The sequence below is a fragment of the Bradyrhizobium sp. LB14.3 genome, from assembly GCF_040547985.1.
Lineage (GTDB): Bacteria > Pseudomonadota > Alphaproteobacteria > Rhizobiales > Xanthobacteraceae > Bradyrhizobium.
Map to the genome: position 1 here is coordinate 34987 of NZ_JBEPQT010000014.1, position 23145 is coordinate 58131.

At 62.3% G+C, this 23145-nt stretch carries 26 protein-coding genes and 1 pseudogene; 14 read left to right on the forward strand and 13 right to left on the reverse strand.

The features are described from left to right. Positions 1–74 precede the first annotated feature (74 nt). The 7 genes from ABIB00_RS23630 to ABIB00_RS23660 all read left to right on the forward strand — a co-directional run bounded on the left by ABIB00_RS23630 (position 75) and on the right by ABIB00_RS23660 (position 5533). Complete coding sequence (locus ABIB00_RS23630) at positions 75–1064, forward strand: NADP-dependent oxidoreductase (RefSeq protein ID WP_247350914.1); 990 nt, start codon at positions 75–77, stop codon at positions 1062–1064. Positions 1065–1141: 77 nt separating this feature from the next. Further along, positions 1142–1786: an HD domain-containing protein gene (locus ABIB00_RS23635; protein WP_354106028.1), complete on the forward strand. Its 645-nt coding sequence runs from the start codon at positions 1142–1144 to the stop codon at positions 1784–1786. A gap of 104 nt (positions 1787–1890) precedes the next feature. Further along, a complete protein-coding gene (locus tag ABIB00_RS23640; RefSeq protein ID WP_247351016.1) occupies positions 1891–2301 on the forward strand; it encodes a cupin domain-containing protein in 411 nt (136 codons plus the stop codon). 94 nt (positions 2302–2395) lie between these two features. Continuing rightward, positions 2396–3370 carry a GlxA family transcriptional regulator gene (locus ABIB00_RS23645; protein WP_247350910.1) on the forward strand — a complete coding sequence of 325 codons (975 nt, stop codon included), beginning with the start codon at positions 2396–2398 and terminating at the stop codon, positions 3368–3370. 177 nt (positions 3371–3547) lie between these two features. Continuing rightward, the gene (locus ABIB00_RS23650) at positions 3548–4189 is read left to right on the forward strand and encodes an HD domain-containing protein (RefSeq protein WP_247350909.1); all 642 of its coding nucleotides are present in this window, start codon (positions 3548–3550) and stop codon (positions 4187–4189) included. Positions 4190–4218: 29 nt separating this feature from the next. Then, complete coding sequence (locus ABIB00_RS23655; protein WP_354106029.1) at positions 4219–4965, forward strand: nitroreductase; 747 nt, start codon at positions 4219–4221, stop codon at positions 4963–4965. Positions 4966–4990: 25 nt separating this feature from the next. Further along, the gene (locus ABIB00_RS23660) at positions 4991–5533 is read left to right on the forward strand and encodes a 4-hydroxylaminobenzoate lyase (RefSeq protein WP_354106030.1); all 543 of its coding nucleotides are present in this window, start codon (positions 4991–4993) and stop codon (positions 5531–5533) included. 33 nt (positions 5534–5566) lie between these two features. Here the strand turns inward: ABIB00_RS23660 and ABIB00_RS23665 are convergent, their stop codons facing one another. The 3 genes from ABIB00_RS23665 to ABIB00_RS23675 all read right to left on the reverse strand — a co-directional run bounded on the left by ABIB00_RS23665 (position 5567) and on the right by ABIB00_RS23675 (position 6305). Continuing rightward, on the reverse strand, positions 5567–5776 hold the full coding sequence (locus ABIB00_RS23665; protein ID WP_354106124.1) for a hypothetical protein: 210 nt from the start codon (positions 5774–5776) through the stop codon (positions 5567–5569). Positions 5777–5865: 89 nt separating this feature from the next. Beyond that, on the reverse strand, positions 5866–6024 hold the full coding sequence (locus ABIB00_RS23670; protein WP_247350901.1) for a hypothetical protein: 159 nt from the start codon (positions 6022–6024) through the stop codon (positions 5866–5868). A 32-nt stretch (positions 6025–6056) separates the two neighbouring features. After that, complete coding sequence (locus ABIB00_RS23675) at positions 6057–6305, reverse strand: hypothetical protein (protein WP_354106031.1); 249 nt, start codon at positions 6303–6305, stop codon at positions 6057–6059. Positions 6306–6688: 383 nt separating this feature from the next. Between ABIB00_RS23675 and ku the strand changes: the two genes are divergently transcribed. The 6 genes from ku to ABIB00_RS23710 all read left to right on the forward strand — a co-directional run bounded on the left by ku (position 6689) and on the right by ABIB00_RS23710 (position 11165). Then, positions 6689–7615 carry a non-homologous end joining protein Ku gene (gene ku, locus ABIB00_RS23685; RefSeq protein ID WP_354106032.1) on the forward strand — a complete coding sequence of 309 codons (927 nt, stop codon included), beginning with the start codon at positions 6689–6691 and terminating at the stop codon, positions 7613–7615. A gap of 158 nt (positions 7616–7773) precedes the next feature. Next, positions 7774–8187 (forward strand): response regulator, encoded by a 414-nt coding sequence (locus ABIB00_RS23690; RefSeq protein ID WP_354106033.1) that lies wholly within the window; start codon positions 7774–7776, stop codon positions 8185–8187. Positions 8188–8269: 82 nt separating this feature from the next. Beyond that, entirely contained in the window at positions 8270–9058 is a 789-nt protein-coding gene (locus tag ABIB00_RS23695; protein WP_354106034.1) for an alpha/beta fold hydrolase, read from the forward strand. After that, positions 9059–10207: a PAS domain-containing sensor histidine kinase gene (locus ABIB00_RS23700; protein WP_354106035.1), complete on the forward strand. Its 1149-nt coding sequence runs from the start codon at positions 9059–9061 to the stop codon at positions 10205–10207. A gap of 177 nt (positions 10208–10384) precedes the next feature. Then, positions 10385–10483: a hypothetical protein gene (locus ABIB00_RS23705; RefSeq protein WP_354106126.1), complete on the forward strand. Its 99-nt coding sequence runs from the start codon at positions 10385–10387 to the stop codon at positions 10481–10483. 493 nt (positions 10484–10976) lie between these two features. After that, positions 10977–11165, forward strand: a complete 189-nt coding sequence (locus tag ABIB00_RS23710; RefSeq protein ID WP_354106036.1) for a hypothetical protein — start codon at positions 10977–10979, stop codon at positions 11163–11165. Between the two features lie 308 nt (positions 11166–11473). Here ABIB00_RS23710 and ABIB00_RS23715 read toward each other — a convergent pair whose 3' ends face one another. The 8 genes from ABIB00_RS23715 to ABIB00_RS23750 form a co-directional block, all read right to left on the reverse strand. Next, the gene (locus ABIB00_RS23715; protein ID WP_354106037.1) at positions 11474–11743 is read right to left on the reverse strand and encodes a hypothetical protein; all 270 of its coding nucleotides are present in this window, start codon (positions 11741–11743) and stop codon (positions 11474–11476) included. A 784-nt stretch (positions 11744–12527) separates the two neighbouring features. Next, positions 12528–13733, reverse strand: coding sequence for an ABC transporter substrate-binding protein (locus ABIB00_RS23720; RefSeq protein WP_247478678.1), 1206 nt, complete (start codon positions 13731–13733; stop codon positions 12528–12530). 22 nt (positions 13734–13755) lie between these two features. Then, positions 13756–15447 (reverse strand): AMP-binding protein, encoded by a 1692-nt coding sequence (locus ABIB00_RS23725; RefSeq protein ID WP_354106038.1) that lies wholly within the window; start codon positions 15445–15447, stop codon positions 13756–13758. Continuing rightward, complete coding sequence (locus tag ABIB00_RS23730; RefSeq protein WP_247407117.1) at positions 15434–16183, reverse strand: ABC transporter ATP-binding protein; 750 nt, start codon at positions 16181–16183, stop codon at positions 15434–15436. Before ABIB00_RS23730 ends, ABIB00_RS23725 begins: the two co-directional genes overlap by 14 nt. A 2-nt stretch (positions 16184–16185) precedes the next feature. After that, positions 16186–16944, reverse strand: coding sequence for an ABC transporter ATP-binding protein (locus ABIB00_RS23735; protein ID WP_354106039.1), 759 nt, complete (start codon positions 16942–16944; stop codon positions 16186–16188). Continuing rightward, positions 16941–18083: a branched-chain amino acid ABC transporter permease gene (locus tag ABIB00_RS23740; protein ID WP_354106040.1), complete on the reverse strand. Its 1143-nt coding sequence runs from the start codon at positions 18081–18083 to the stop codon at positions 16941–16943. The genes ABIB00_RS23735 and ABIB00_RS23740 overlap by 4 nt, the downstream gene beginning before the upstream one ends. A gap of 3 nt (positions 18084–18086) precedes the next feature. Then, positions 18087–18959, reverse strand: a complete 873-nt coding sequence (locus ABIB00_RS23745) for a branched-chain amino acid ABC transporter permease (RefSeq protein WP_354106041.1) — start codon at positions 18957–18959, stop codon at positions 18087–18089. Between the two features lie 305 nt (positions 18960–19264). Next, the gene (locus tag ABIB00_RS23750) at positions 19265–20155 is read right to left on the reverse strand and encodes a LysR family transcriptional regulator (protein ID WP_354106042.1); all 891 of its coding nucleotides are present in this window, start codon (positions 20153–20155) and stop codon (positions 19265–19267) included. A gap of 430 nt (positions 20156–20585) precedes the next feature. Here ABIB00_RS23750 and ABIB00_RS23755 point away from each other — a divergent pair, with 430 nt between their 5' ends. After that, complete coding sequence (locus tag ABIB00_RS23755) at positions 20586–20936, forward strand: ANTAR domain-containing protein (protein WP_354106043.1); 351 nt, start codon at positions 20586–20588, stop codon at positions 20934–20936. A gap of 59 nt (positions 20937–20995) precedes the next feature. Here the strand turns inward: ABIB00_RS23755 and ABIB00_RS23760 are convergent. Then, positions 20996–22175 (reverse strand): annotated as a pseudogene (locus ABIB00_RS23760) (acyl-CoA dehydrogenase family protein). A 45-nt stretch (positions 22176–22220) separates the two neighbouring features. Further along, the gene (locus ABIB00_RS23765) at positions 22221–23117 is read right to left on the reverse strand and encodes an MBL fold metallo-hydrolase (protein WP_354106044.1); all 897 of its coding nucleotides are present in this window, start codon (positions 23115–23117) and stop codon (positions 22221–22223) included. Between the last annotated feature and the right edge of the window lie 28 nt (positions 23118–23145).

Sequence of the window (23145 nt, forward strand, 5' to 3'; positions counted from 1 at the left end):
CAACCGGGAAAACCGCAGCAAGGCTCCGAGAGTGTCGGCGGTACTCGCGACGAGCTGAGCGCAAGGAGAGTGAGATGGCCTCGAGCAGCATGGTTACTCAAGTTACGGAAGCGCGGACCGGATCGACGATGATGGCGTGGCGCGTACATGAGTTCGGGCCGCCGCAGGTCATGCAGTTCGAGACCCTCTCCCGTCCGGAGCCCGGGCCCGGCGAGGTCCTGGTCAAAGTTGCAGCTGCCGGAGTAGGGCCATGGGACGGCTGGATCAGAGCCGGAAAGAGCGCCTTGCCGCAGCCGCTCCCGCTCACTCTGGGCTCGGACCTTTCCGGTGAAATCGTCGCCGTTGGGCCCGGTGTCTCGCAAGGACGTGCGGGAGAGCAGGTCTACGGTGTTACGAACCCGCGGTTTGTCGGGAGCTACGCCGAGTACGCGTTGGCTTCCGCGGAGATGGTCTCAGGCAAGCCGAACTCGCTAACTCACGCCGAAGCCGCCTCCGCCCCCGTCATTGCCGTCACCGCATGGCAGGCGCTGTTCGACCACGCGCAACTCAGAGCGGGCCAAACCGTGGTCATTCACGGGGCGGCTGGCAACGTGGGATCCTACGCGGTCCAATTGGCTCGTCACGCGGGTGTGCAGACCATCGCAACGGTATCGACGGCCGACGCTTCCTTAGTGCGCAACCTTGGCGCAAACACGGTGATCGACTATCGGAGCCAGCGCTTCGAGGAGGAAGTGCGGGATGCGGACGCCGTCATCGATCTCGTCGGCGGCGAGACGCAAAGCCGCTCGTTCCAGGTCCTTCGTCGAGGCGGCAAGCTGATCTCGGCAGTGTCCCGCCCGGATCAGGATCTCGCAAAACAGCACGGTGTGGAAGCCACCTTCTTTTTGGTCGACGTCACGAGCCGGTGTCTGACGGAAATCGCTCGCCTCCTCGATGGTGGAGAACTGCGAACGAACGTCGGCGTGGTCTTGCCCCTCGCGGATGCGCGCGAGGCTCACTTCATGCTGGAGGACGCGCGGCCCCGGCCAAAAGGCAAGATCGTGCTCGCGGTTGGAGCGGACTGACCGATCTCGCGCCTCTCTTGCGCTCACGCGTCCGGAGCGCCAGCCAAGCCCATCGATTTTTGTTGAAAGGACAAAAAATGACACCCCGAACTCCCGCCCCGGCCCTCGTCATTCCCGATTCCTTGCTGGCGAAAGAGGCGACAGACGTCCTGCGCGAGCATTCCACCGATCTGCTCTTCAATCACTCGATCCGCGTGTACCTGTTTGCGGCGGAGCAGGGTCGTCAGAAAAAGCTGCGCTTCGACTCTGAGCTTCTCTACGTGGCCGCCGCGTTCCACGATCTCGGCCTGATCAAGAAATTCGCGAGCGCAGACGAACGCTTTGAGGTCGATGGTGCAAATGCCGCCCGGCAGTTTCTGAGCGCGCACAACATCGCCGAAGACCAGGTGCAGACGGTCTGGGAAGCGATCGCGCTGCACACCACTCCCGGCATCCCGAAGTACATGGGTCCGGAGGTCGCGCTCCTCAATTCAGGTGTTCTGCTCGATGTCGTCGGGGTAGGCTTCGACCAGTTTCCCGCGGAGCTTCGCGAGGAGATCGTCGCCAAATATCCCCGCACGAATTTCAAGGAAGGCTTCGTTCAGGAGTATTTCGCCGGTTTTGCGCACAAGCCGGCGACCACGTACGGCACCGTCAACGCCGCGGTCTGCGAACGCTTCATGCCGGGGTTCGAGAGCCCCAACGCCGGCGACTTGATCGCGGGTTCGCCCTGGTCTCACTAGAAGAGGAGGTCATGATGTCGATCAGTGCATTCACCAATCGAATAGCCGCGCTGTTACGCCGTTCAGCGATCACGCCCAGACCGGGAATAGAATTGCCACGCACGATGTTCTTGGCGATCGTAGCAGCGGCCATTGCGGGAGCTTCGCCCGCCATCGCTCAGGATCGGGAGCAAGTCAAGCTTGTCTTCGAGCACGCGCTGCCGAACGTCGAAGGAAAGAGAATGGCTGCCCTCCTGGTGAGTTATCCTCCCGGCAGCAAATCGCTGCCTCACCGCCACGCGGAGTCGGCCTTTATCTACGCCTATGTGCTGTCCGGGGCCATCCGCAGCCAGGTCGGCAATGCCCCTGCGCAGGTCTATCACATAGGCGAGGGCTTTTATGAAACCCAAGGCTCTCATCACAGGATCAGCGAGAACGCGAGCGACACGGAGCCCGCCAGCTTGCTCGCGGTCTTCGTGGTCGATTCCAAAGACGGGGCATTGACGATCCCCGACAAGGACGCAGCACCGAAATAATGGCGCGACAGGCTCGCCTGTCCAGACACCGCCCGCCCTTTGCACTGTGTGAATCACATTCATAATAAGGCGCCCGACTGGAGAGGCATTAAAGGTGCCGGTACAAGCCGTCGCGATCGTCGTCTACGAGGGGGTCCAGGCCTTGGACGTGGCAGGGCCGATGGACGTGTTCAGCGAAGCGAACATTTTTCTCGACAGTGCCGACCGCTATGAATCCGTCCTCGTTGCTGCTCACCACAATCCGCTGCGCGCCTCGAACGGCATACGGCTTATTGCCGATCTAACGCTTGAGGAGGCGACGGGTGGGTTCGACATCGTTCTGGTGGCCGGCACACCCACCCCACCTGAAACGGAGCCCGACCCGCACTTGCTTCAGTGGGTCAAGGAGCTGCCGTGGCGGTCGAGCCTCTATGGTTCGATCTGCACCGGGGCTTTTGTCCTTGGCTATGCCGGTCTGCTCGACGATCGGCGTGTCACGACCCATTGGCAGGATGCGCAGGCGCTGGCGGCCAGGTTCCCAAAGGCAAAAGTCGAACCGGATTTGATCTATGTCCGCGATGGGCGGCTGATCACCGCCGCGGGTGTAACGGCGGGAATAGATCTCGGTTTGGCGCTGGTCGGGCAGCGCCACGGTGCGGAAACGGCGCTCAAAGTGGCCAAGCGGCTGGTCGTAGTCGCCCAGCGCCAAGGCGGACAGTCTCAGTTCAGCCCCTATCTCACCGCGCCAGCCGATCCGGAATCGCCGATCGCCCGTATCCAGGACCATGTGATGGCGAACGTCGGGGATCGCCACTCGCTGGAGTCCCTTGCCGCCGTCGTCGGGATGAGCGCCCGAAATCTGGCCCGGCATTTCGTGCAGGCGACCGGGATCACGCCGCACGAATTCATCGAGCGCGCCCGCATCGATGCGGCGCGCATGATGCTGGAGGGAAGCGACCGGCCGCTGAAGGCGGTTGCATTCGACTGCGGGTTCGGCTCGGCGGATCGGATGAGGATCGTGTTCACCGCCCGCCTTGGCGTCAGCCCCATCCAATATCGCGCGAGCTTCCGGCGGGCGACACCGGAATAGACCGCGCGCTCCCCGCCAAGGCAACGCTCGCGATCCTGCTTTCCCTACAAAGCGTCATGTCAGGAAAAGACGTGCGGCTGTCCTGATCCGCGGGATGCCCTTCCTTGTGCGGAGCGGTGCCCGGTTGGCAAATAGGCACAAGCAACCAGCCCGCTAGGCAAAAAAGGAGAGCGCTCCATGTCCGAGATCATCGCCGGCATCCGCCTGCCCGACAGTGCCATCGCCCGCGCCGCCACGCAGCTCGTGCGCGATACCGAAGACGACCTACTCTACAACCACAGTCGCCGCGTCTTCTTTTGGGGTGCGCTCACCGCTGAGCGCCACGGCCTTAAGTACGAGCCGGAGCTACTTTACCTCGGCGCGATGTTCCACGACATGGGCCTCACAGAGAAGTATTCCAGTCCCAACCTGCGCTTCGAGGTCGACGGTGCCAATGCCGCGCGCGATTTCATGAAAAGCTACGGCCTGCCCGAGCGTGAGATCGAGGACGTCTGGACCGCGATCGCGCTCCACACCACGCCAGGTATTCCCGAACATATGCGACCCACCATCTCGCTGGTGACCGCGGGTGTCGAGATGGACGTGCTCGGGATCGCCTATCACGACTTCACGCATGAACAGCGTGACCATGTCTGCGTCCATCATCCGCGCGAGACGAACTTCAAGGAGAACATCATAGATCACTTCGCCAAAGGCATCATCAAGAAGCCGCTGACCACGTTCGGGAACGTGAAGGCTGATGTCCTTGCGCTGAAGGACATGAGCTATGTCCGCCAGAACTTCTGTTCGATCATCCTCGGTTCGGCCTGGCCGAACTGACCTTCGTTGCTGGACCGGAGTAAATCCAGATGAGCGTCATCCGAGCCAGGATGTGCGGACCTGAAGAAGCCGTGATCGGACCGAGCGAGGAGTGCGGCGCTGCGCAGAGCCCGATCGACGAGATCATGACCCGCCGGATCGCGTGCCGTGACTTTTGCGATGCTCCGGTCCCGCGACGGACGATCGAGCAGATCCTCCACGTCGCGCGCTTCGCGCCAAGCGGTGCGAACATTCAACCCTGGCATGTCTACGTGCTGAGTGGCGCCGCCAAGGCCAATATCTTGGCGGCGCTGCTGAACGCGCATGAAACATGCCGGGACGAGCACGTCTCGGAATACAAATATTACGCCAGCGAGTTACCTGATTCGTACCTGAAGCGACGACAGGAATTCGGGCGGCTGTTCTACGGGTCGCTGGGAATCCGCCAGGCCGATGCCGAGGCAAGAAGCAGGCAGACCGCGAAGAATTACACGTTCTTCGGAGCGCCCGTGGGACTGATCGTGACGATCGATCGCCGGCTGGAAGCCGGAAGCTGGCTCGATCTCGGCATGTTCGTCCAGAACGTGATGCTCGCCGCAGCGGGACGCGGACTTCAGTCGTGTCCGCAGGAGACGTTCTCGAAATATCACCGGATCTTGCGCCCCCTGCTCTCGATTCGGGAGGAGCAGACAGTGGTGTGCGGCATCTCGGTTGGGAGGCCCGCAGTCGAGAGGCAGCGATTGATGCCGCGGGCGCATGTAGATGAGTTCGCGACGTTCTTGGGATTGGACGCGTAAGAGACAATCAACAGAGGAGATCGCCATGGCGGGTCGAGAAGAACTGATCCAGCGCAGCATTTCTTTTCTCCGCGAAGTGAAGGACATGACGCCCGGAGCCGATATGGAGCGCTGGCTCAACGAGGCGTACGGCGAAAGCAGCGCCCTCTATCGGGATCTGTCTCGTCTGATCAAGATCGGGGTCGAGGAGGGCTGGGCGGCGAACCAGGAGGTGGACGGCCCGAACTACCGGCGCAGCCGCATCGTCGAGCCGCCTGCCGAAACCTTCCAGTTCAGCCTCACGGCGGTCTACATGAACAGCGCTGCTCTACGCCGGTTCAAGGACGAGGACGACCACGACGTGCTGCGCGGGCAGTATCACGGTCATCCCTATGGCGAGATCAACCTCGTGGTGCCCTTGGACGCGGGCGCGGAGTTGAAGGGGTTGCAGGGCTGGCAGGGACCCGGCTGGACGGCGCCCGAACCGGGCAGCAGGCACTTTCCGGAGGTCAGGGGCGGTGCGGTGATCGCGCTGTTCTATCTCCCGGCCGGACGCATCTCGTACGATTTCGAGGCTCCCGCCGGCTAGGTGCAAACAGCGCAAACGAAGGCTGTTGCGCCGTCAGGCCTCGCCAGGTCCGGAGAAGATCGTCCCCGGCGGTGTGGTGCGCGGCAGCGGAAGCGGGCGCTCGACCGAGTGCGCGGGGCGCGAGCCTCCTTTGGTGTCGTACCGTTTGGCCAGATCCAGCAGGCGTCGCCTGGTGAAAGGGTCGGCCTTCTCGGCGATGGTCCGGACCCGGTCGGCGAGACCCCGATAGAATTCCTGCTCCATGACGCAACCCCGCAACATCACCGATTGCAGGAATTGAGTACGTGAGAGGCCGAGGAGTCAAGGCACCGGACGCGCCCGTGCTGCGGTGGTCAGGCGGTCGACGCTCTCCGGAGTGCGTCCCGCTCCAGGCAGAGATCGTCGATTTTCGCGCGCATCCTCGAGAGCAGCAGCTCGGCCGAGGCGGTCGCGAGGCCGGCCCGCTGAAGCATCCGGATTTCGCGCTCCTGGGCGCGAATCTGCCCGCGCATCCGGGCGATCTCGTTCCGGACCCAGTGGAGTTTCATAGGGTGCTGAGATCGTCCGGAACGTCCCCGAACTTCCGGATCAGCTTGGCGCCACTGAAGTCGCCGCTCGAGGGATCTCCGGTCCGCGAGAACGCGATCGCGCCGGCATGCCCCGGCTTGCGGGAGAGCGCCTCCGCCCGCATCACCGCGGCGTTGGCGCTCAGGCATTCCGCCGCCTCGCCGGCGGCCATGCCGTCGTCGGAGAAAACGAACGGCAGAGCTACATAGTAGGTCACTTCAGACATCTGCCTCATCCTTGCGTTCGCGCGCCCCTGGGAGTCCCCGGGCGTAGCCTCTCGACACCTTCGTCCGGAGCTCGTCGGCCTCGGCCTCGAGAAAGTCGACGGCGACGAGCAGCGCCCTGACCGCCTCCCGGGCGTCTCCGCCGCAGGCCGCGATGGCCTGGTCGGCGGCGGCCTCCAGGTCGAAGGCGGCCGGTGGTTGGCTTGGGGGTCATGGAATTATGTTCTCATTTTGTTCGCTTGAGTCAAGCGTCGGCGCTCTGTTTCGCTGGCGCCCGCTGCGGGGGGCAGGCTTGAATTCCGTGGACGGCCCGTGGCGGTGTCGGAACCGCGCCGCCCCGTTCGTCTTGAGTCCGTGTCCCCGTATCCTGGAGCGTTGCGTACCCATGGCCCCCCGCGCGAACTGGAAAGGCTTCCTTCGTCTGTCCCTCGTCACCTGCCCGGTGGCGCTCTACCCGGCGACCTCGGAGAGCGAGAAGATCTCGTTCAACCAGCTCAACCGGCAGACCGGCCACCGCATCAAGTACCTCAAGGTCGACGCCGACACCGGCGAGGAGGTCCCGAACGAGGATATCGTCAAGGGCTACCAGTTCGAGAAGGACCAGTTCATCGAGGTTTCCAAGGAAGAGCTCGAAGAGATCGCGCTGGAGTCCACGCGGACCATCGAGATCGACGAGTTCGTCGACAAGACCGATATTGACCCGCGGTACCTGATCCGCCCCTACTACATCCGCCCCGACGGCAAGGTCGGACACGACGCGTTCGCGGTGATCCGCGAGACCATCCGCGAGATGGACAAGGTCGCGATCGGGCGTGTGGTGCTGACGAACCGCGAGCACATCATCGCGCTCGAGCCGATGGACAAGGGCCTCGTCGGCACGCTGCTGCGCTATCCTTACGAAGTGCGCAGCGAGCAGGAGTATTTCGACGAGATCCAGGACGTCAAAGTGACCAAGGACATGCTCGATCTCGCCAGGCACATCGTGAACCAGAAAGCGGGCAGCTTCGAGCCGGAGAAGTTCGAGGACCATTATGAAAGCGCGCTGATCGAGCTCATCAACCAGAAGCGGGCCGGCAAGCCGATCGTGCCGAAGGATCGGCCGAAAGGCGAGAATGTTGTCGACCTGATGGACGCGTTGCGCAAGAGCGTCGGCGGCGCAGCTGCAGAGAGCAAGGTTTCGAAAACTCCGGCCAAAAAAGCCAAGAAGGCGGCTGCCGGGCAGAAGGAGATGCTGATGCCGATCTCCGGCAAGAAGCCGGCGAAGGAGACGGCGAAGAAGCCGGCAACGGGGGCGCGGCGGAAGTCGGCCTAGCCACACGCTGTCGCTCTCGAGCCTACACCGGCATTTCTCCCGCAAGGACTCGTTGCTCAGCGCGCCGGCTGTAAAAGTGAACACTTCGCCCTTTGCTACGTTAGAGCGGTGGCAGTTTGCTCGTGGCCTGCGGGTGCCCTTTTCAAGAGAGATGCGAGATGCACCTGAGCAACTCCCAAGACCCCGCAAAAAGAGCAACAATCCTTCTGGTCGAGGACGAAGATCTCCTTCGTGAGATGCTGGAAGAGACCTTGGTCGAGGCGGGTTACGGCGTCGTAAGCGCCGCTTCTGGCGAGGAGGCAACCAATCTGCTCAGCATGCCCCCTTTGCCGCGGGCCCTCGTGACTGACATCAATCTGGGCCGCGCCAGGATGGACGGATGGGAGCTCGCCCGTCTCGCCCGGCAGAACGATCCAGGCTGCGTGATCCTCTACGTCTCCGGCGACAGCGCGCATCGCTGGGTCACCAATGGCGTGCCGCAAAGCATCCTCTTGGCCAAGCCCTTTGCGCCCGCGCAATTGGTGGAGGCGATATCGGACCTCCTCACTCGTTCGGGTTCGTTCCCGTCCTAGAAAAACGAATGCGCCGGCGCCTGTTTGGACGTAAGCTGTTTTGCAAACAACAAGCCGTGCTTCACGCGCAAAGGTGGTCGAGGTGTCCGTTGAATTCCGCAACAACGTGCAGGTCCGGGGCGGCGGCGAGCGTGCCATGATGTTCGCCCATGGGTTCGGGTGCGATCAGAACATGTGGCGTTTCGTGGCGCCGGCATTCGAGGCGGATTTCGCTACGGTGCTGTTTGACCACGTCGGAGCCGGCCGTTCGGATCTCAGCGCGTACGACCGTGGGAAGTATTCGACGCTGTCCGGCTATGCCGACGACGTGGTCGAGATCGGCCGTGCGCTGCGCCTAAAGGACGCCGTATTCGTAGGACACTCCGTCAGCGCGATGATCGGGGTCTTGGCCGCGATCAAGGATCCCACGTTGTTCGAAAGCCTCATCCTTGCGGGGCCTTCGGCCCGCTACATCGACGATGGCGACTACGTCGGTGGCTTCAGCGCCCAGCAGATCGAGGAGCTTCTTTCGTTTTTGGAAGAGAACCACATGGGATGGTCCGCGCAAATGGCTCCTGCCATCATGGGCAATCCAGATCGTCCCGAACTCGGTGAGGAGCTGACGAACAGCTTCTGCCGGACCGACCCCGAAATCGCCAAGGAATTCGCGCGGGTCACCTTCCTCTCCGACAACCGCGCCGACTTGGCCAGGGTCAAAGCTCGCACGCTGATCCTCCAGTGCAGCGAAGACATCATCGCCGGACAACAGGTGGGTGCGTACGTCCAGCGCAACATTCCGAACAGCAAAATGGTCGTGCTGAAGGCGACCGGCCATTGTCCCAACCTGAGCGCGCCCGAAGAAGTCGTCGCCGCAATTCGAGATTTCGTCTGAGTGAACAACAATCATCCTGCCGACAGCGATTTCGAAGACCTCTACGAGAACGCGCCTTGCGGGTACCTCTCGGTTCGTCCGGACGGCCGTATCGATCGGGCCAATCGGACCCTTGCGGGCTGGATGGGGTACCAGCCCGATGACCTTCCCGGGATGCGGCTTAGCGACCTGCTCAACATGGCGGGGCGCATATTCCTGGAGACCCATGTCGCGCCGCTGCTGCGCATGCAGGGCTTCTTCGACGAGTTCGCGCTCGATCTCCTGACCAAAACCGGAACGCGGCTGCCGGCGATCGCCAACGCGCGTGAGCGTCGGACCGATGCTGATGCACTCCTGTTCACGCGCCTGACGATCATGCGGGCGACAGACCGGCGCCGCTACGAGCGAGGGCTGATCGACGCCCGCAAGGAAAGCGACGAGCTCAAGACCGCTCTGGAGGAGCGCCTGCGACAGGAGCGCGAAAACGCCGAACTGCGCGAGCAGTTCATCGCCGTCCTCGGCCATGACCTGCGCAATCCACTCGCATCGATCGCGGCCGGCGCACGGCTGATGCTCAAGGCCAAGACGCCGGAGGACGCGCTTCGGCTCGAGGCCATGATGCAGAGCAGCGTGGGCCGCATGGCCAAGATGATCGAAAGCGTCATGGATCTGGCGCGCGGCCGCCTCGGAGGAGGCATCTCGCTCTCTAAGGCCATCACCGCCGTCGAACCCGTGCTGGATCAGGTTGTGGCCGAGTTGGTCGCGGCCCATCCGGAGCGCCGCATCGACACCAAATTCGAGGTCGAGAGGCCGGTCTTCTGCGATCCGGCCCGCATCGCTCAGTTGTTCTCAAACCTGCTCGGCAACGCGATCAGCCACGGCGCACCGGACCAGCCGGTGCTGGTTGAGGCGAGCGCCTCAGCAGAGATGTTCGAGCTTTCCGTGGCCAACGCAGGTGCAGCCATTCCGGAAGGGGCTCGCAAGCGCCTGTTTCAGCCGTTCTACCGGGGAGAGGCGCATGGGCCTTCGCAAGGACTTGGGTTGGGGCTCTACATCGCGGCCGAAATAGCAAAGGCCCACGGTGGCTCGATCGGGGTCGCTTCGTCCCAAGCGGAGACCAGGTTCACGTTCCAGATGCCGCTGGAAGGCGAAGGGGCGCTACGCCCCTAGTGGTCTCACCGCAAGCCGGCAATTGCGATTGGCAGAGTTTCCGCTCGACCGCCCGCCCTGGAGGCTCATGACACAAAGAGTGAAAAATCGGAGCCGCAGATTGACGCGTGGCAGTCGAGGCAGATCGTCGATGGGGCGACCGATACTGCCATTATCACCACGAATCTACAGGGGCGGCTGACGGGCTGGAATACCGGACCTTCCAAGATCCTCGGATCGAAGCCAGCCGAGATGCTCGGGCATTCGCTTTCCCAGGTGTTTGCCGATCAGGACTAGGAAGCCCATCTCGTGAAATTGAGGACGCGCTGGCGAAGGGCAAGGGCGGCGGCGAGGAGGGCTGGCGCCTGCGCAAGGATGGCTCACGGTTTTGCGCCATTAGAGAGCTCAGCCCCATCGTGGACAAATCGGATTAAAAGAACCGGAATTCACTTTGAGGAGCGCAGACTCGTTTCCGGAACGGTGCACCTCTCGCGCGATTAGCACTCGAGAGGGGAAAAGGTGTGTCGGAAGCGGATCGGTTTAAGAGCAGGGCTGAGCAATGCCGACGGCTGGCTGCACAGGCGGATAAGGACGGTGACAGAAAGGGTTGGCTCCGTCTCGCAGCCGAATGGGACAAACTCGCAGATAGCGCGGCTCAGAGGCGCGGCATCTTCGACCGATATGATTAGATCTTCCGAGCAGGTGTGGCGCATCACCCTCGGGCGGAAGAAGCCCAGCGAGACCCAACCTAGTTTTAGGAACCCGCTCCCATTCGTGGCGTTTCCGCTGCATGAAGACTGCGTCGTACTACCTGCGCCTGTCGGTGGAATATGAGGAGGCCGCGGCGCAAGCCGCGGACCGATTTTCTCGCCATCAGTTTCTCACTCTTGCCAACAGCTACCTGACGTTGGCCCGCAGCGCCGAATTTCTGAGCCGACCCCAGCTTCTCAGGGCGCACCGACAGCAGAAAGAGACCTAGACAGGCTGACCGCGTATCCGACATGCAGCCATCTCGCGCTTTATCTCGCTGGGTGCGTCCTTTGAAATCGAGTCCTTGGGAATTCGGAATCCTTGGAAATCGAATCCTTGGAAAATCGAATCCTTGAAAAGTTTTCTTCCTGTAAAAACGAATCCTTGAGGTCCGTATTATTGGAATTTTGTTGCTGCCGCCGATGCCCGTCGACGCGACCCGGCGGCGGGCGCCTCCGACGGCGTAGCCGCTCCCGCGAGCCCACCGGGCACCGGCGGGGCCACGATCGGATCGAGCTTGAGGAATGGCCGGCAACGCTAGTCGGGAGTCGGCGGACACTCCGGACAGGTGTCGCCCATCGACTCGAGGACGTTACGGACTTCTGCGACGGCATCATCGGGCGGGACCCCGGGAGGGGGATCGTTCCTTGCGGTATCGAGCGCACGCTCGCGGGCGTGAGGGTCGGCCCGGTCCTTTGCCCAGCCATGCTCCTCGCATTCGTGGATGGCGCCCGCCTTCTGCAACACGCTGAGCGCCCATCCGCGCACCGTTCTAATCGCAGGCCGTCTTTCCTTCGTCATCAGCATCGAGCTTGCTCCTGCCGGGACGAATCCTTCGGATCGCCGGCTCGTTCCTGGCGGTTAGCACGGGTCAGGGATTCCGAAATGCAGAGGCTCCGGCTTGTCCACCTGTTCCGCGCGGCTGTGGACGAAGGCTGAAATGAAGCTCGGCTTGATCGGCGGGCACAATAGTTGCGAGACGGCCTCGACCAGCTCAGGTCTTCCGCTTCATGGTGTTGTTCCAGCGATTTTGGCTTGGCGCGCAGCACCCCACGGCCTGCTCGGCCACTAGGTTGCCGGCCGGCCCCAACACGGCAGGTGGCTGCTGGATCGTGCTTGCGGCCGGCATTTCGCCGGGGCCGCTGGCGCTGATGTGGGCCCGTGCAGCCCAAGCCTGAGCAACCAGCCCCGCTGAATGACGATCCGCCAGTCCTGCACCGGTCGGCCCGAGTTAGGCCCGCGGCCCTCGATCGTGCGGTACGATCCGGAGGCCCCGGCCGCGACGCCGGGGCCTACCTTCAACCTCGTCGGCTCTGGGCGGCATGATCACTCGATCCCAGGCGGCAATACGCAGCGTTTCAGTTCGGCCGCTTACTGCGAAGATGACAGGGTATGAAGTGGCCCGGCGACTAGGAGTGATAGGCCTGGCAGCGCACCTACTCGGCGGGACGGTCTGGGCTTTGGCGGTTTCGGCCTCCATCGGCTTCCCCTCGCCGGAAGTATGATGGCTCGCAAGTGCTCTACCCATCCTACGAGCACTAAGCTCGACGGCGATGCCTGCAGCTTAGGCATCGCCGTCATTCTCAACCGTCTACTTCTCGCTCTTGTACGACTGGTTCTTTGCGATCGTCACCCAGCGGCCGTTCTTGATCTGGCCAATGGTCGCGGCGGACACGCCGAGATGATTGTCCTTGGAGAAGGACACCGGCGCGCCACCGAAGATGTCTTCGAAGACCTTGCCGGATTCCATCGCAGCGATGAGAGAATCCGTCGTCAGGTTCTTGCCGGCGAGGCCGGCATAGAACGCGAACGCCATGGCGCCGTCATAGCCCGAGGTTGATTGCAGATTGGGATCGATGCCGAACATCTTGCGATAGGCTTCGATGAATTCCTTCACCTTGCCCGTCGCCGTATCTGGATAGAAAATCTCGGTCTGGCCGACGCCGAAAATGCCTTCGGTGGCGTCCTTGCCGAGATCGTGCAGGTCAGGCACGTAGCTCGGTGACGACACCACGTAAAGCGGCGTCCAGCCGAGCTTCTTGGCGGCGGTGACAATGCCGACGGACTCGCGGACCACGGAGCCGAGCGCAACGAGATCGCAGCCGTCCGCCTTCATGCGCGCAACCTGCGAGTTGAAGTCGGTTGCACCGCGCTTGAACGACACCCGGGTGGCCTCGGGCACCTTCAAATCCTTCAGCTGATCGGAATAGGCATCGGTAAAATTCTTCCCCATCTCGTCGTCCTGATAGACGATGCAGGGCTTCTTGATGCCGTTCTTCTCCATCACGTATTTGATGCCTAGGCGCATCGTGTCGTAGTAGGGGCTAAACATGTTGAACTTCAGCCTGTCCTCGGGCTTGGCCGGATCCATCTTGAAGGTGAATTCGGCGGCCGTGATCGGGAACAGATGCGTCAGGCCGGCGCCCTGCACCAGCGGCATTGGCGCCAGCGTCGTGGCCGAGCCCATCGCGGACACGATCGAGAACGCCTTGTCGAGCTCGATGAGCTTCTGCGTCTGCAGCACGGCCTTCTTCGGATCGTAGCTGTCGTCCTCTAGAATGAGCTTGATCTTGCGGCCGTTGATGCCGCCGGCGGCGTTGATCTGCTCGACTGCGAGCTTCATGCCCGAGGAAGCAGGAACGCCCCATGACTTGATCGGCCCGGAGAGGTCCATATGCGTGCCGATCACGATCTCCGTGTCGGTAACGCCCTGCGTCTTGAACTGTGCGAGCGCGGGCTGCGCCGGCAAACCCGTGAGCGCGACGATCGCGGCTGACAAAAGGAAACGTGAAGTCATGGTATACCTCCAGGGCTTTCGGTTATGCACTCTGTGAAATGGCGCTTGCTGTTACGGAATGTTCTCTAGGACGCAGCAATCGTCTACGCAGCACGAGCATGGCGCTCATCTCGGGGTCGCCAGGACCGAGCGAACGCTCGATCAAGGTGAAATCGTCGATTTTTACGGGCGCCCGCGCATTGGTCTGCGCGATCACGCGGCCGATCAGTGCGCGGATGTCGTCGGAACGGCAAAGGCTGAGGAAGTGCGTGAATGGAATGCTGCTGTCTTGCGCGAACTTGATGACGGAATCAGCGTCCATCAACACCGCAGCGATCACCCTTCCCTTGTCATCGCGATGCAGGAAGGCATCGGCGACGTAGGGCGATGTCACGAGATCGGCTTCGCTTCTGAGCGATGCGGCACCGCTGTCGAGCTGATCCGCGACACGTCCCGCGGGATGCGGCTGGCCGGCATGGACGACATCGCCGCTATGCCACCAGCCGTCGCGAACCGCGTTCTCAGTCTCGCCCGCGTAACCAACAAACAGCGTATCGGACCTTAGCCGGATTTCGCCTGATACCAGCGTCTCCAGCGTCACGCCATCGAGCGTTCTGGGCGTGCCACGATGCGGAGCCAACGTCACGGCCCCGCCGGACTCGGCCTGGCCATAGGCATCGGTAAGCGGCCGCCGGATCGCCGCGAACCAAGCCCCAACATCGGCGCGCGCCGGCGCCCCGGTCGTGAGGCACAGTCGTGCCCGCGACAGACCGAGGCGAGTGCGGAACGGCGTCAGGACCAAGGCATCGAGAATGGGGCTCGGCCCGTCGCTTCCGGGCTTCACGGCCAGCGCGACCATGCGGCGCTGAAACTTCGTCGCCTCCGCCGCAGCGAGTTCGACACCGGATTTCAGCTTCGCCCACAGGCGTGGGGCCGCCTGCACGACGGTCGGCTGCAATTCCCTGAGATCGGCGAGCACGGTCTCGCGGCTCTCGGGGAAATTGATGATACAGCCCGCGAGCAGCGAGGCGTAAACGCCGACCACGCGTTCCATCACATGATGCAGCGGCGTCAACGACAGGCGCTCGTCGCTTGCGCTCAACCGCAGCTCACTGGCGGCACGCGCAGCCTGCCGGCCGAGCGCCGCCTGCGTGAGCAAGGCACCGCGTGCCGACGCCGTAACGCCCGAGGTCATCACGATAGCCGCGATCGAGGCCGCGGCAGGCCCAGCAAGCAGCTCGGCGCTCGCGCCGCGGGCCTGCAGCTCCGCCAGAGTCATCACGTGGCCGACGCGCGCGCCGTCGTCCCATTGCTCGTGCATGACGACGATCAGCCGCAATCCCGGGCAACGATCCCGGATGCCGAGCGCTCGGTGCAGATGCGCGTCGCCGGCGACGAACAGAATGGTGACCTCAAACAGATTGACGACCCGCGCCAACTCTTCACCATTGGCGTCGGCGTCGAGACCCGCCGAAATGCCGCCAGCGGCCATGATGCCGAGATCGGCGAGCACCCAATCCGCGCAGGTGTCGCCGCAGATGGCCGCGACGTCGCTGTCCCGCATACCAACGGCGCGCAGGCCGCGCGCGATCGCGGCGATACGCGTCGCGGTCTCCGTGCCGCTGAGCGGCTGCCAGAGCCCGTAACGCTTCGAGCGCATGACGGTCGCCGCGCCGTGCGCCGCGAGGGCCGCGGCAAGACGTGCCGAGAGTGCCTCGTTTTCAGCGCCCGCCATGACCACCTTCACTGTGCATACCCAGATAGAATTCGCGGACCTGGTCGGACTGGAGCAGATTGGCGCAAGTGTCGTGCATCACCACGCGGCCGACCTCGAGCACGTAGCCGTAATGCGCCGTCTCCAGTGCCATTTTGGCGTTCTGCTCGACTAGCAGGATCGAGACTCCCTCCTCCGCATTGAGCCGGCGGATGATCGTGAAGATCTCCTTCACCAGCAACGGCGAGAGCCCGAGCGACGGCTCGTCCAGCAGCAGCACTTTCGGGCGACTCATCAGGGCCCGGCTGATTGCCAGCATCTGCTGCTGACCGCCGGAGAGCTGGCCCGCGATCTGGTTTTGCCGTTCGCGCAGCACCGGGAAATAGTCGAACACCTTCTCCAGATCACTGGCGATGGTCTTGCTGTCCTTGCGGATGTAGGCGCCCATCCGCAGATTGTCGCGGACGGAGAGGAATGGAAACACCTCGCGTCCCTCCGGCACGTGGCTGATGCCGAGCCGGACGACCTTGTCCGGCTCCATCGAGCGGATCTTGCGCCCCTCGAACTCGACCGTTCCCTTTATGGGATCGAGCACGCCGGAGATGGTCTTGAGAATGCTGGTCTTGCCGGCGCCGTTGGCACCGAGCACGGTGACGATCTGCCCCTGCATCAGGTCGAGGCTGATGCCGCGGATCGCGGTAATCGGCCCGTAGGTGCTCTCGACATTCGCGAGACGAAGGATTGGCTGCGCGTCCATCGTCATGTCCCGAGATAGGCTGCAATGACATCCGGGTGGCCCTGGACCTCCGCCGCCGTGCCGAGCGCCATCATCTTCCCGTAGTTCAGCGCGAGCACGCGGTTGGAGACGCGGCTGACCAGCGACATGTCATGTTCGACCATCAGCACGGTGACGCGGAGACGACGGTTGATCTCCAGGATCCACTCCGCCATGGCATTGGTTTCCTCGACGTTGAGGCCGGACGAGGGCTCGTCGAGCAGCAGCAGCGTCGGACCGACACACAGCGCGCGGGCAACCTCGATCACCTTGCGGACGCCATAGGGAAGCGCGCCGATCGTGATGTCGCGGTATCTTTGCAGCCGCAACACGTCCATGACCTCCTCGGCCGCGCGACGGTGCGCGACTTCCTCCGCGCGAACCTTCTTCGTGCGGAGAATGTCCTGCCAGGCCCGCGTGGTCGAGTGCCGGTGTCGGCCGACCAGAAGGTTTTGCAAGGTGGAGGCGCTCTCGAACAGCTCGATGTTCTGGAACGTGCGGGCGATGCCGCGCCCGGCGATCTGCTGCGCCGAAAGTCGCGTGACGTCCTCGTCGCGGAAGATGATCTGGCCCGCGCTCGGCGTGTAGAGCCGGCTGATGAGGTTGAACAGCGTGGTCTTGCCCGCTCCGTTCGGCCCGATGATAGTGAAGACCTCGCCCTCGTTGATCTCGAACGAGACGTTGTCCACGGCCGTGAGACCGCCGAACTTCACAGTCAGGTTCTTGACGTCGAAGAAGGTCATCGGCGCTCGGACTTCAGGAACATGCGGGGTGGGCGCGCGCTGCGTTGGCGCGTCAGCGGAAACTGCTTGAAATAGGCCTTCACGCGCTGCCAGCGACCGTCGAGGCCCATCGGCTCGTAGATGATGAAGACAATGATGATGATGCCGAAGATCAGCGACTTCAGGCCGGGAGCGTTTACGACGCGAAGGACGCCGGCCTGAACGGCCTGGGTCACAGTCTCGGACAGGAACAGACCGTGCATCATGGCGTCGGTCCACACCGGCACCTTGTCCTTGAGGATGATCAGCAACGGATCGGCCATGATCATGAAGATCGCGCCGAACACCGCGCCCCGGAGGCTTACCAGCCCGCCGATGATGATGATCATGACGAAATCGATCGAGACAGCCAGGCTGAACATCTCCGGCGAGATGAACGACATCTTGTGCGCATAGAGCGCACCCGCGATTCCCGTGATGCCGGCCGACAGCGCGAACGCCGTGGTCTTGTAGCGCGCGGTGTCGATACCCATGCTGCGCGCGGCGGTCTCGGAATCTCGGATCGCCATGAAGGAGCGTCCGGTCGAGGACCGAATGATGTTGATGGCGGCGAGGATCACCAGCACGGTGACGAGCAGACAGAGGTAATAGAAGCCTTCCGTGCCAAGCTTCAGCCCGAACACGATCGGCGGCGGCAGCATCAATCCTTCGTTGCCATGGGTGACGCTCTCCCATCGCGCGATGATCTCCTCGACGATGAAGGCAAAGGCGAGTGTGGCAATGGCGAGATAGATCCCGTGCAGGCGAAGCGCCGGCAGCCCGACGAGGTAGCCCGCGATCCCTGTGAAGACACCGGCGAGCGGGAGATAGAGCACCAGCGGAACCCCGTGCTTCTGCGCCACCGCGGTGAAATAGGCGCCGATGGCGAGAAAGGCGGCGTGACCGATCGAGACCTGCCCAGCCTGCCCGGACAGGATATTCAGCGCCACGCCGACTATGGCGTAGATCATGATGAACACGAGTTGGCTGAGATAATAAGACTCGATCACGTAGGGCGCGGCAATCAGCCCTGCGAGCAGAACAGCGTACCAGAACACTGCGGCCTTCGACGGGAACAGCGGATCGCTGTCGCCGTAACCGGTGCGGACATGGTGCGCCATGCCTTACACCTTCTTGACGGCGTTGAGGCCGAACAGGCCCTGCGGCTTCCACAGCAGCACCGCTAGCAGGACGACATAGGCCGCGACGTCCTTGAATCCCTCAGGCAGGTAGAAGCCGGACAGCGATTCGACGATGCCGATGGTGATGCCGCCGGCGACCGCCCCGGGAATCGAGCCGAAGCCGCCGAGCACGGCCGCCGGAAATGCCTTGATGCCGAGAAGGCCGAGATTGGCGTGGACCAGCGTGATCGGTGCCAGCAAGATCCCGGCGGCGCACGCGACCATGGCGGAGAGGCTCCAGATCAGCGAGAACATCCGCTTGACCGGGATGCCCATGTAATACGCCGCGAGCATGTTCTGCGACGTCGCCTGCATCGCGATGCCGACCCGGGTGTAGCGGAAGAAGGCGTAGAGCGCGGTGCAGAGCAGCACCGTCGCAACGATGATGGAAAGCGCGTCCCAGGCGATGACGAGCTTGCCGATCGTCAAGACGCCGTCGGTGAAGGGGGTCTCGATCCGCAGATCGTCCGTGCCCCAGATGATGCCGACCAGCGCCCGGATCACGAGCCCAAGACCGATCGTCGCCATCACGATCGAGAATTGCGGATAACCGAGGATGGGACGAAGCACGAGCCGTTCCATGATCGCGCCGAGGATCGCCATCGCGATCACGCACAGCAGGAACGACAACCAGTAATTCAGCCCAAGCGTCGTGATGAAGGTGACCGACATGAAGGCACCGAGCATCATGATTTCGCCCTGCGCAAAATTCACCACTTCGGTCGCCTTGTAGATCAGGACGAACCCAAGGGCGATCAGCCCATAGACGCACCCCAACGCTACGCCGCTAATCAATTGCTGCGTGAAATCGAGCATTTCCGTCCCAATGGCGCGTCGCGCCTGATTTTTTTCGATATGAGGACGGTCGATGTTGTTAGTCAAGCAGCTAATTAATTCGACGCTGCGACCATCGAATGAGATAAGATGGCGCGCTCAATCGTGTCGTGCAGCGCCTTGCCACAAGACAGCGGAAGTGCCGCCTCGGCCTTCTACGACCACACGTGGAGCTTGTAGGGATTGGTACAGAGCAGCGAATCCTTTGTCCTCTTGTGGAGGAGCGATAACGGGTTTCGCTCCGCTCTACCCATCCTACGAACTGCCGCCTGGTGACAGCCCTCGCTCTACTCCTTCTTCGTTCGATAATCGCCGAAGGTCGTATCGCGCTGGTCGAGGAGATCTTTCACGCTGCTGCCGTCGCGGCGAAAACTGCCCATGTAGGCCCTGCTCGCCTCAGTGGTGAAGGCCAGCGCCTGGATCTCGGTGCCGGCTCGAATGGCAGCGCGGGCGCCCATGATCTCCATCGCGCGGTGAACACTGCGCTTGTTGAGCTGCTGCAGCTCGACCGGCACCTTGGCGGCGCGCTCGGCGAAATCGAGCGTCTTCTCGTCGAGCTCGGCGAGCGGGAACGACCGCGTCGCGTACCCCAATCGGCAGCTTCGCGGCCGGACATCGCATCGCCAGTCAGGGCGCGCCGCGTGCGTGTTTCGCATCAATACCCCGAATTTCTCATCGACGACGCGCAGCCTCTCCCGACGGCCGACCACACTCCCGGAGTCGGCAAGGCGCACGTGAATCTCGTCACCGATGATTTCGTCTTCGCGCGGATCACCCGTGAAGTGCATTGCATCAATGCGAACACCTGGGGCTACAATCCTGAGTACCGGGCACAGCCGTCGCAACAACGCGCTCGACACATATTCGGAAAGCCGAAGCGTGAAAGAGCGCTGCGCGGTGGCGGGTTCGAAGACCGCCGAATCGTGAATAGTTTGCTCGATTTGCTCGAGTGCAAGACGTGTCGCGCTGGCGATCTCCAGCGCTCTCCGGGTCGGCTCCATTCCACTGGGTAAACGAACAAAAAGCGGTTCGTTGAAGATATCGCGGAGCCGTCGCAGCGAGTGACTGACCGCAGACTGTGTAAGCCCCATCCTCTGGGCGGCCTTCGATGCGCTCCGTTCGGCGACGAGCGTCTCGAGCATCACCAGAAGATTTAAATCGATCTTGCGTGCTCTCATGGATCAACAGGCTGAGGGTTCATTTCCACAAATTGAAGCGTTTTCGCCGCGTTTACGCAGGAGATGTCTTCTCATGCCGCCGGGCCGCACATTCCGACGGCCAGTCAATTCGGCTCGACCTGTACGCGTGCGCGGGGTTGGCTCGGGAGAGATGCGCGTGAGCAAACAACGCTCAGAGCCATTTTCGCTTGCAAAAGGATGTTCACCTCCCGCTCGAGGCACCTAAGTGGCGCAGAGAGTGTTAGTCAAGGTCTGTCGACGTAACCGCTCGTTGTTGTGGTAGCTCGCCACTGCCGCTCCTGCTGACAACCAAAACCTTGCCGCCCTACTTAGGCAGTCGGCCCCCTTCGTCCGGTCGACAACAGATTGGATGCTGTTTTTGGGATGACGCTTTTCATCGCGAAGCAGCGCAGTTTGTCCGGCGGTCGCTATGCTCTGGGGCCGCCGAAACGAGCGCACCTCGGAATTGAAGCAGCAAGTCTCCAAACTGGAACACCGCCTGCGCCTAAGACAGGTCGTGCTGGCCGCAGTTCTTCAAGTCATGCACTCTCACGCCCTCGCCGAGCCGGCTGCCTTTGGGCTGATCCGCAGAACCGCCATGGAACGGCGCAAAACGATCAAAGAGGTATCGGCAGAGATCACGGTAAAGGGCGTTTTGCCCAGAGCTACTGGCCAGCTCGCCCTCAAAGAGCCTTTCGATTCTGAATCGAAGCTGGCCAAGGACTCGCGCGCGGCCACTCCGGAGCGCACCACAGGAAAATTTCTGCGCAAGCATTACTAAACTTCTTCGCATGTCCGCACCGGCGCATGCCTCGCCCCTCCGCACGATCTGCTTAAAATTCAGTATGACCGAGGCAGACCGAGAACTTTCTGGGCGATGAACGCAAGCACCATGTTCGTCGAAATAGGAGCGATCTGGTAGAGACGCGACTCGCGCCATTTGCGCTCGATGTCGTACTCCCGGGCGAAGCCAAAACCTCCATGGGTTTGAAGGGCTGCTTCAGCAGCCTTCCAGGTTGCCTCCGAGGCCAACAGCTTGGCCATATTGGCGTCCGCTCCACATGGCTGCCCCGCCTGGAACAGCGATGCGGCGCGCCGTGCCATCATGTCGGCGGCTTCCAGCTCCGCGAAGGCGCGCGCCAGCGGAAATTGCACGCCCTGGTTTTGTCCGATCTGGCGACCGAACACCACGCGCTCGTTGGCGTAGGCGACGGCCTTCTTAAGCAGCCAGCGCCCGTCGCCGATGCATTCCGAGGCCACCAAGATGCGTTCCGCATTCATGCCGTCGAGTATGTAGCCAAAGCCCCTCCCTTCCTCGCCGATCAGGTTGGCGGCAGGTACCTTCAGATTCTCGATGAAGACTTCCGTTGTATTGTGGTTGATGAACGCTTTGATAGGCCGGATGTCGAGCCCATTGCCCTTTGCCTGGCGCAAGTCGACGAGGAACACCGATATTCCGTCAGTACGGCTCTTGACCTGATCACGCGGCGTGGTGCGCGCCAGTAACAACATAAGATCGGAATGGAGCGCTCGAGAGGTCCAAACCTTCTGACCGTTGACGATGTAATGATCGCCGTTCCGCTCCGCTCGCGTGCAGAGTTGCGTCGTATCCGAGCCGCTGGTCGGTTCGGTGACACCGAAGGCCTGTAGCCGCAGCTTTCCAGATGCGATATCTGGCAGATAGCGCTCTTTCTGCTCGACGCTGCCGTGCCGCAGCAGCGTTCCCATGATGTACATCTGCGCATGTGCTGCGCTCGCTGTGCATCCGCTAGCGTTAATTTCCTCCAGGATCACCGCCGCCGCCCGCAGCGGCAGACCGGAACCTCCATAAGACTCGGGGAATTAGCGCGCCGAGAAATTTTGCCTCGGTCAGGGCGGCGACGAATTCCGTGGGATAGCCGCTACGGCTGTCAAGAGTCCGCCAATACTCACCCGGAAACTTGCCACAAATGTGTCTGACCGCGTGGCGCAGTTCAGGATAGTCCTCGCCCAGAGCGACCGTGATCTCTGCGCCGGACATCGCCCTGTTCTCGTGATCGACTGAACTCATGCCTTACCATCCTAGTCAGAGATTTGCGAACTCCATACGGAATGCGTCCCGATGTTTGACAATGTGGCAGGCCGTCGGGTCGGGGAAATGAGCCGTTAGCACCAACGTCGGGGTCTCCGCGTAGCGCCGCAAGATGTCGCGACGGGTGTCGACTGCCTGTGCCCGATCGAAATCCGCGGCTATCGACAGATCCGGATGGGTCATCTGCAGCGGGTGATGGATCGCATCACCCGTGAGCAGGCAATGATGGCCGCCGCCCATGACGTGAACGCTAACATGACCCGGCGAGTGCCCGGGCGAAGACTCAAGCCACACCCCCTCGCCGAGCTCGGCCTCGATGCGGAAATCGGACGGCACCATTACGGCCTGCCCACTCTCCACGACCGGCAGCACGCTGTCGGCAAACGAGCCGCGAGTGATCGGTACCGGCGGATTCGCCGCATGCAGCCGATGCCAATGATCGTATTCGTGCTGGCCCATGATGTAGCGGGCGTTCGGAAACGTCGGCACCCAACGACCATCGAGCAGCTTCGTGTTCCAGCCGACATGGTCGGCATGAAGATGCGTGCACAGCACCACGTCGATATCCTCTGGGCGCATCGACAGAGCGGCCAGATCGCCGAGAAACGGCGTGTTCAACATGTGCCAGGCCGGCATCGACTCCCGAGACTTGTGGTTTCCACAGCAAGTATCGACCAGGATGTTGTGGCGCGGCGTCTTCACCAGATAGCTGTGGAAGCTGAGGAACACGACCTCAGCATCGCGATCGATGAATTGCGGGCCGAGCCAGCTGCGCCCCTCCGCCAGCAGCTCCGGCGTGACATTCGGCATCAGCGAGGTGGCCGGCATCGCGAGCCCCGGAAGCTCAACGATCTTGCTGATCTCGATGGCCCCGAGTTTTTGCGTCTTCATTGGTCGTCCTCTTTGATATCGAATGCGC

Bases quoted from the DNA above. Each gene is read 5' to 3' on its own strand.
- ABIB00_RS23630 (WP_247350914.1), top strand. From the start codon at position 75: ATGGCCTCGAGCAGCATGGTTACTCAAGTTACGGAAGCGCGGACCGGA.
- ABIB00_RS23635 (WP_354106028.1), top strand. From the start codon at position 1,142: ATGACACCCCGAACTCCCGCCCCGGCCCTCGTCATTCCCGATTCCTTG.
- ABIB00_RS23640 (WP_247351016.1), top strand. From the start codon at position 1,891: ATGTTCTTGGCGATCGTAGCAGCGGCCATTGCGGGAGCTTCGCCCGCC.
- ABIB00_RS23650 (WP_247350909.1), top strand. From the start codon at position 3,548: ATGTCCGAGATCATCGCCGGCATCCGCCTGCCCGACAGTGCCATCGCC.
- ABIB00_RS23655 (WP_354106029.1), top strand. From the start codon at position 4,219: ATGAGCGTCATCCGAGCCAGGATGTGCGGACCTGAAGAAGCCGTGATC.
- ABIB00_RS23660 (WP_354106030.1), top strand. From the start codon at position 4,991: ATGGCGGGTCGAGAAGAACTGATCCAGCGCAGCATTTCTTTTCTCCGC.
- ABIB00_RS23665 (WP_354106124.1), bottom strand. From the start codon at position 5,776: ATGGAGCAGGAATTCTATCGGGGTCTCGCCGACCGGGTCCGGACCATC.
- ABIB00_RS23670 (WP_247350901.1), bottom strand. From the start codon at position 6,024: ATGCGCGGGCAGATTCGCGCCCAGGAGCGCGAAATCCGGATGCTTCAG.
- ABIB00_RS23675 (WP_354106031.1), bottom strand. From the start codon at position 6,305: ATGTCTGAAGTGACCTACTATGTAGCTCTGCCGTTCGTTTTCTCCGAC.
- ku (WP_354106032.1), top strand. From the start codon at position 6,689: ATGGCCCCCCGCGCGAACTGGAAAGGCTTCCTTCGTCTGTCCCTCGTC.
- ABIB00_RS23690 (WP_354106033.1), top strand. From the start codon at position 7,774: ATGCACCTGAGCAACTCCCAAGACCCCGCAAAAAGAGCAACAATCCTT.
- ABIB00_RS23710 (WP_354106036.1), top strand. From the start codon at position 10,977: ATGAAGACTGCGTCGTACTACCTGCGCCTGTCGGTGGAATATGAGGAG.
- ABIB00_RS23715 (WP_354106037.1), bottom strand. From the start codon at position 11,743: ATGCTGATGACGAAGGAAAGACGGCCTGCGATTAGAACGGTGCGCGGA.
- ABIB00_RS23720 (WP_247478678.1), bottom strand. From the start codon at position 13,733: ATGACTTCACGTTTCCTTTTGTCAGCCGCGATCGTCGCGCTCACGGGT.
- ABIB00_RS23725 (WP_354106038.1), bottom strand. From the start codon at position 15,447: ATGGCGGGCGCTGAAAACGAGGCACTCTCGGCACGTCTTGCCGCGGCC.
- ABIB00_RS23730 (WP_247407117.1), bottom strand. From the start codon at position 16,183: ATGGACGCGCAGCCAATCCTTCGTCTCGCGAATGTCGAGAGCACCTAC.
- ABIB00_RS23735 (WP_354106039.1), bottom strand. From the start codon at position 16,944: ATGACCTTCTTCGACGTCAAGAACCTGACTGTGAAGTTCGGCGGTCTC.
- ABIB00_RS23740 (WP_354106040.1), bottom strand. From the start codon at position 18,083: ATGGCGCACCATGTCCGCACCGGTTACGGCGACAGCGATCCGCTGTTC.
- ABIB00_RS23745 (WP_354106041.1), bottom strand. From the start codon at position 18,959: ATGCTCGATTTCACGCAGCAATTGATTAGCGGCGTAGCGTTGGGGTGC.
- ABIB00_RS23750 (WP_354106042.1), bottom strand. From the start codon at position 20,155: ATGAGAGCACGCAAGATCGATTTAAATCTTCTGGTGATGCTCGAGACG.
- ABIB00_RS23755 (WP_354106043.1), top strand. From the start codon at position 20,586: ATGCTCTGGGGCCGCCGAAACGAGCGCACCTCGGAATTGAAGCAGCAA.
- ABIB00_RS23765 (WP_354106044.1), bottom strand. From the start codon at position 23,117: ATGAAGACGCAAAAACTCGGGGCCATCGAGATCAGCAAGATCGTTGAG.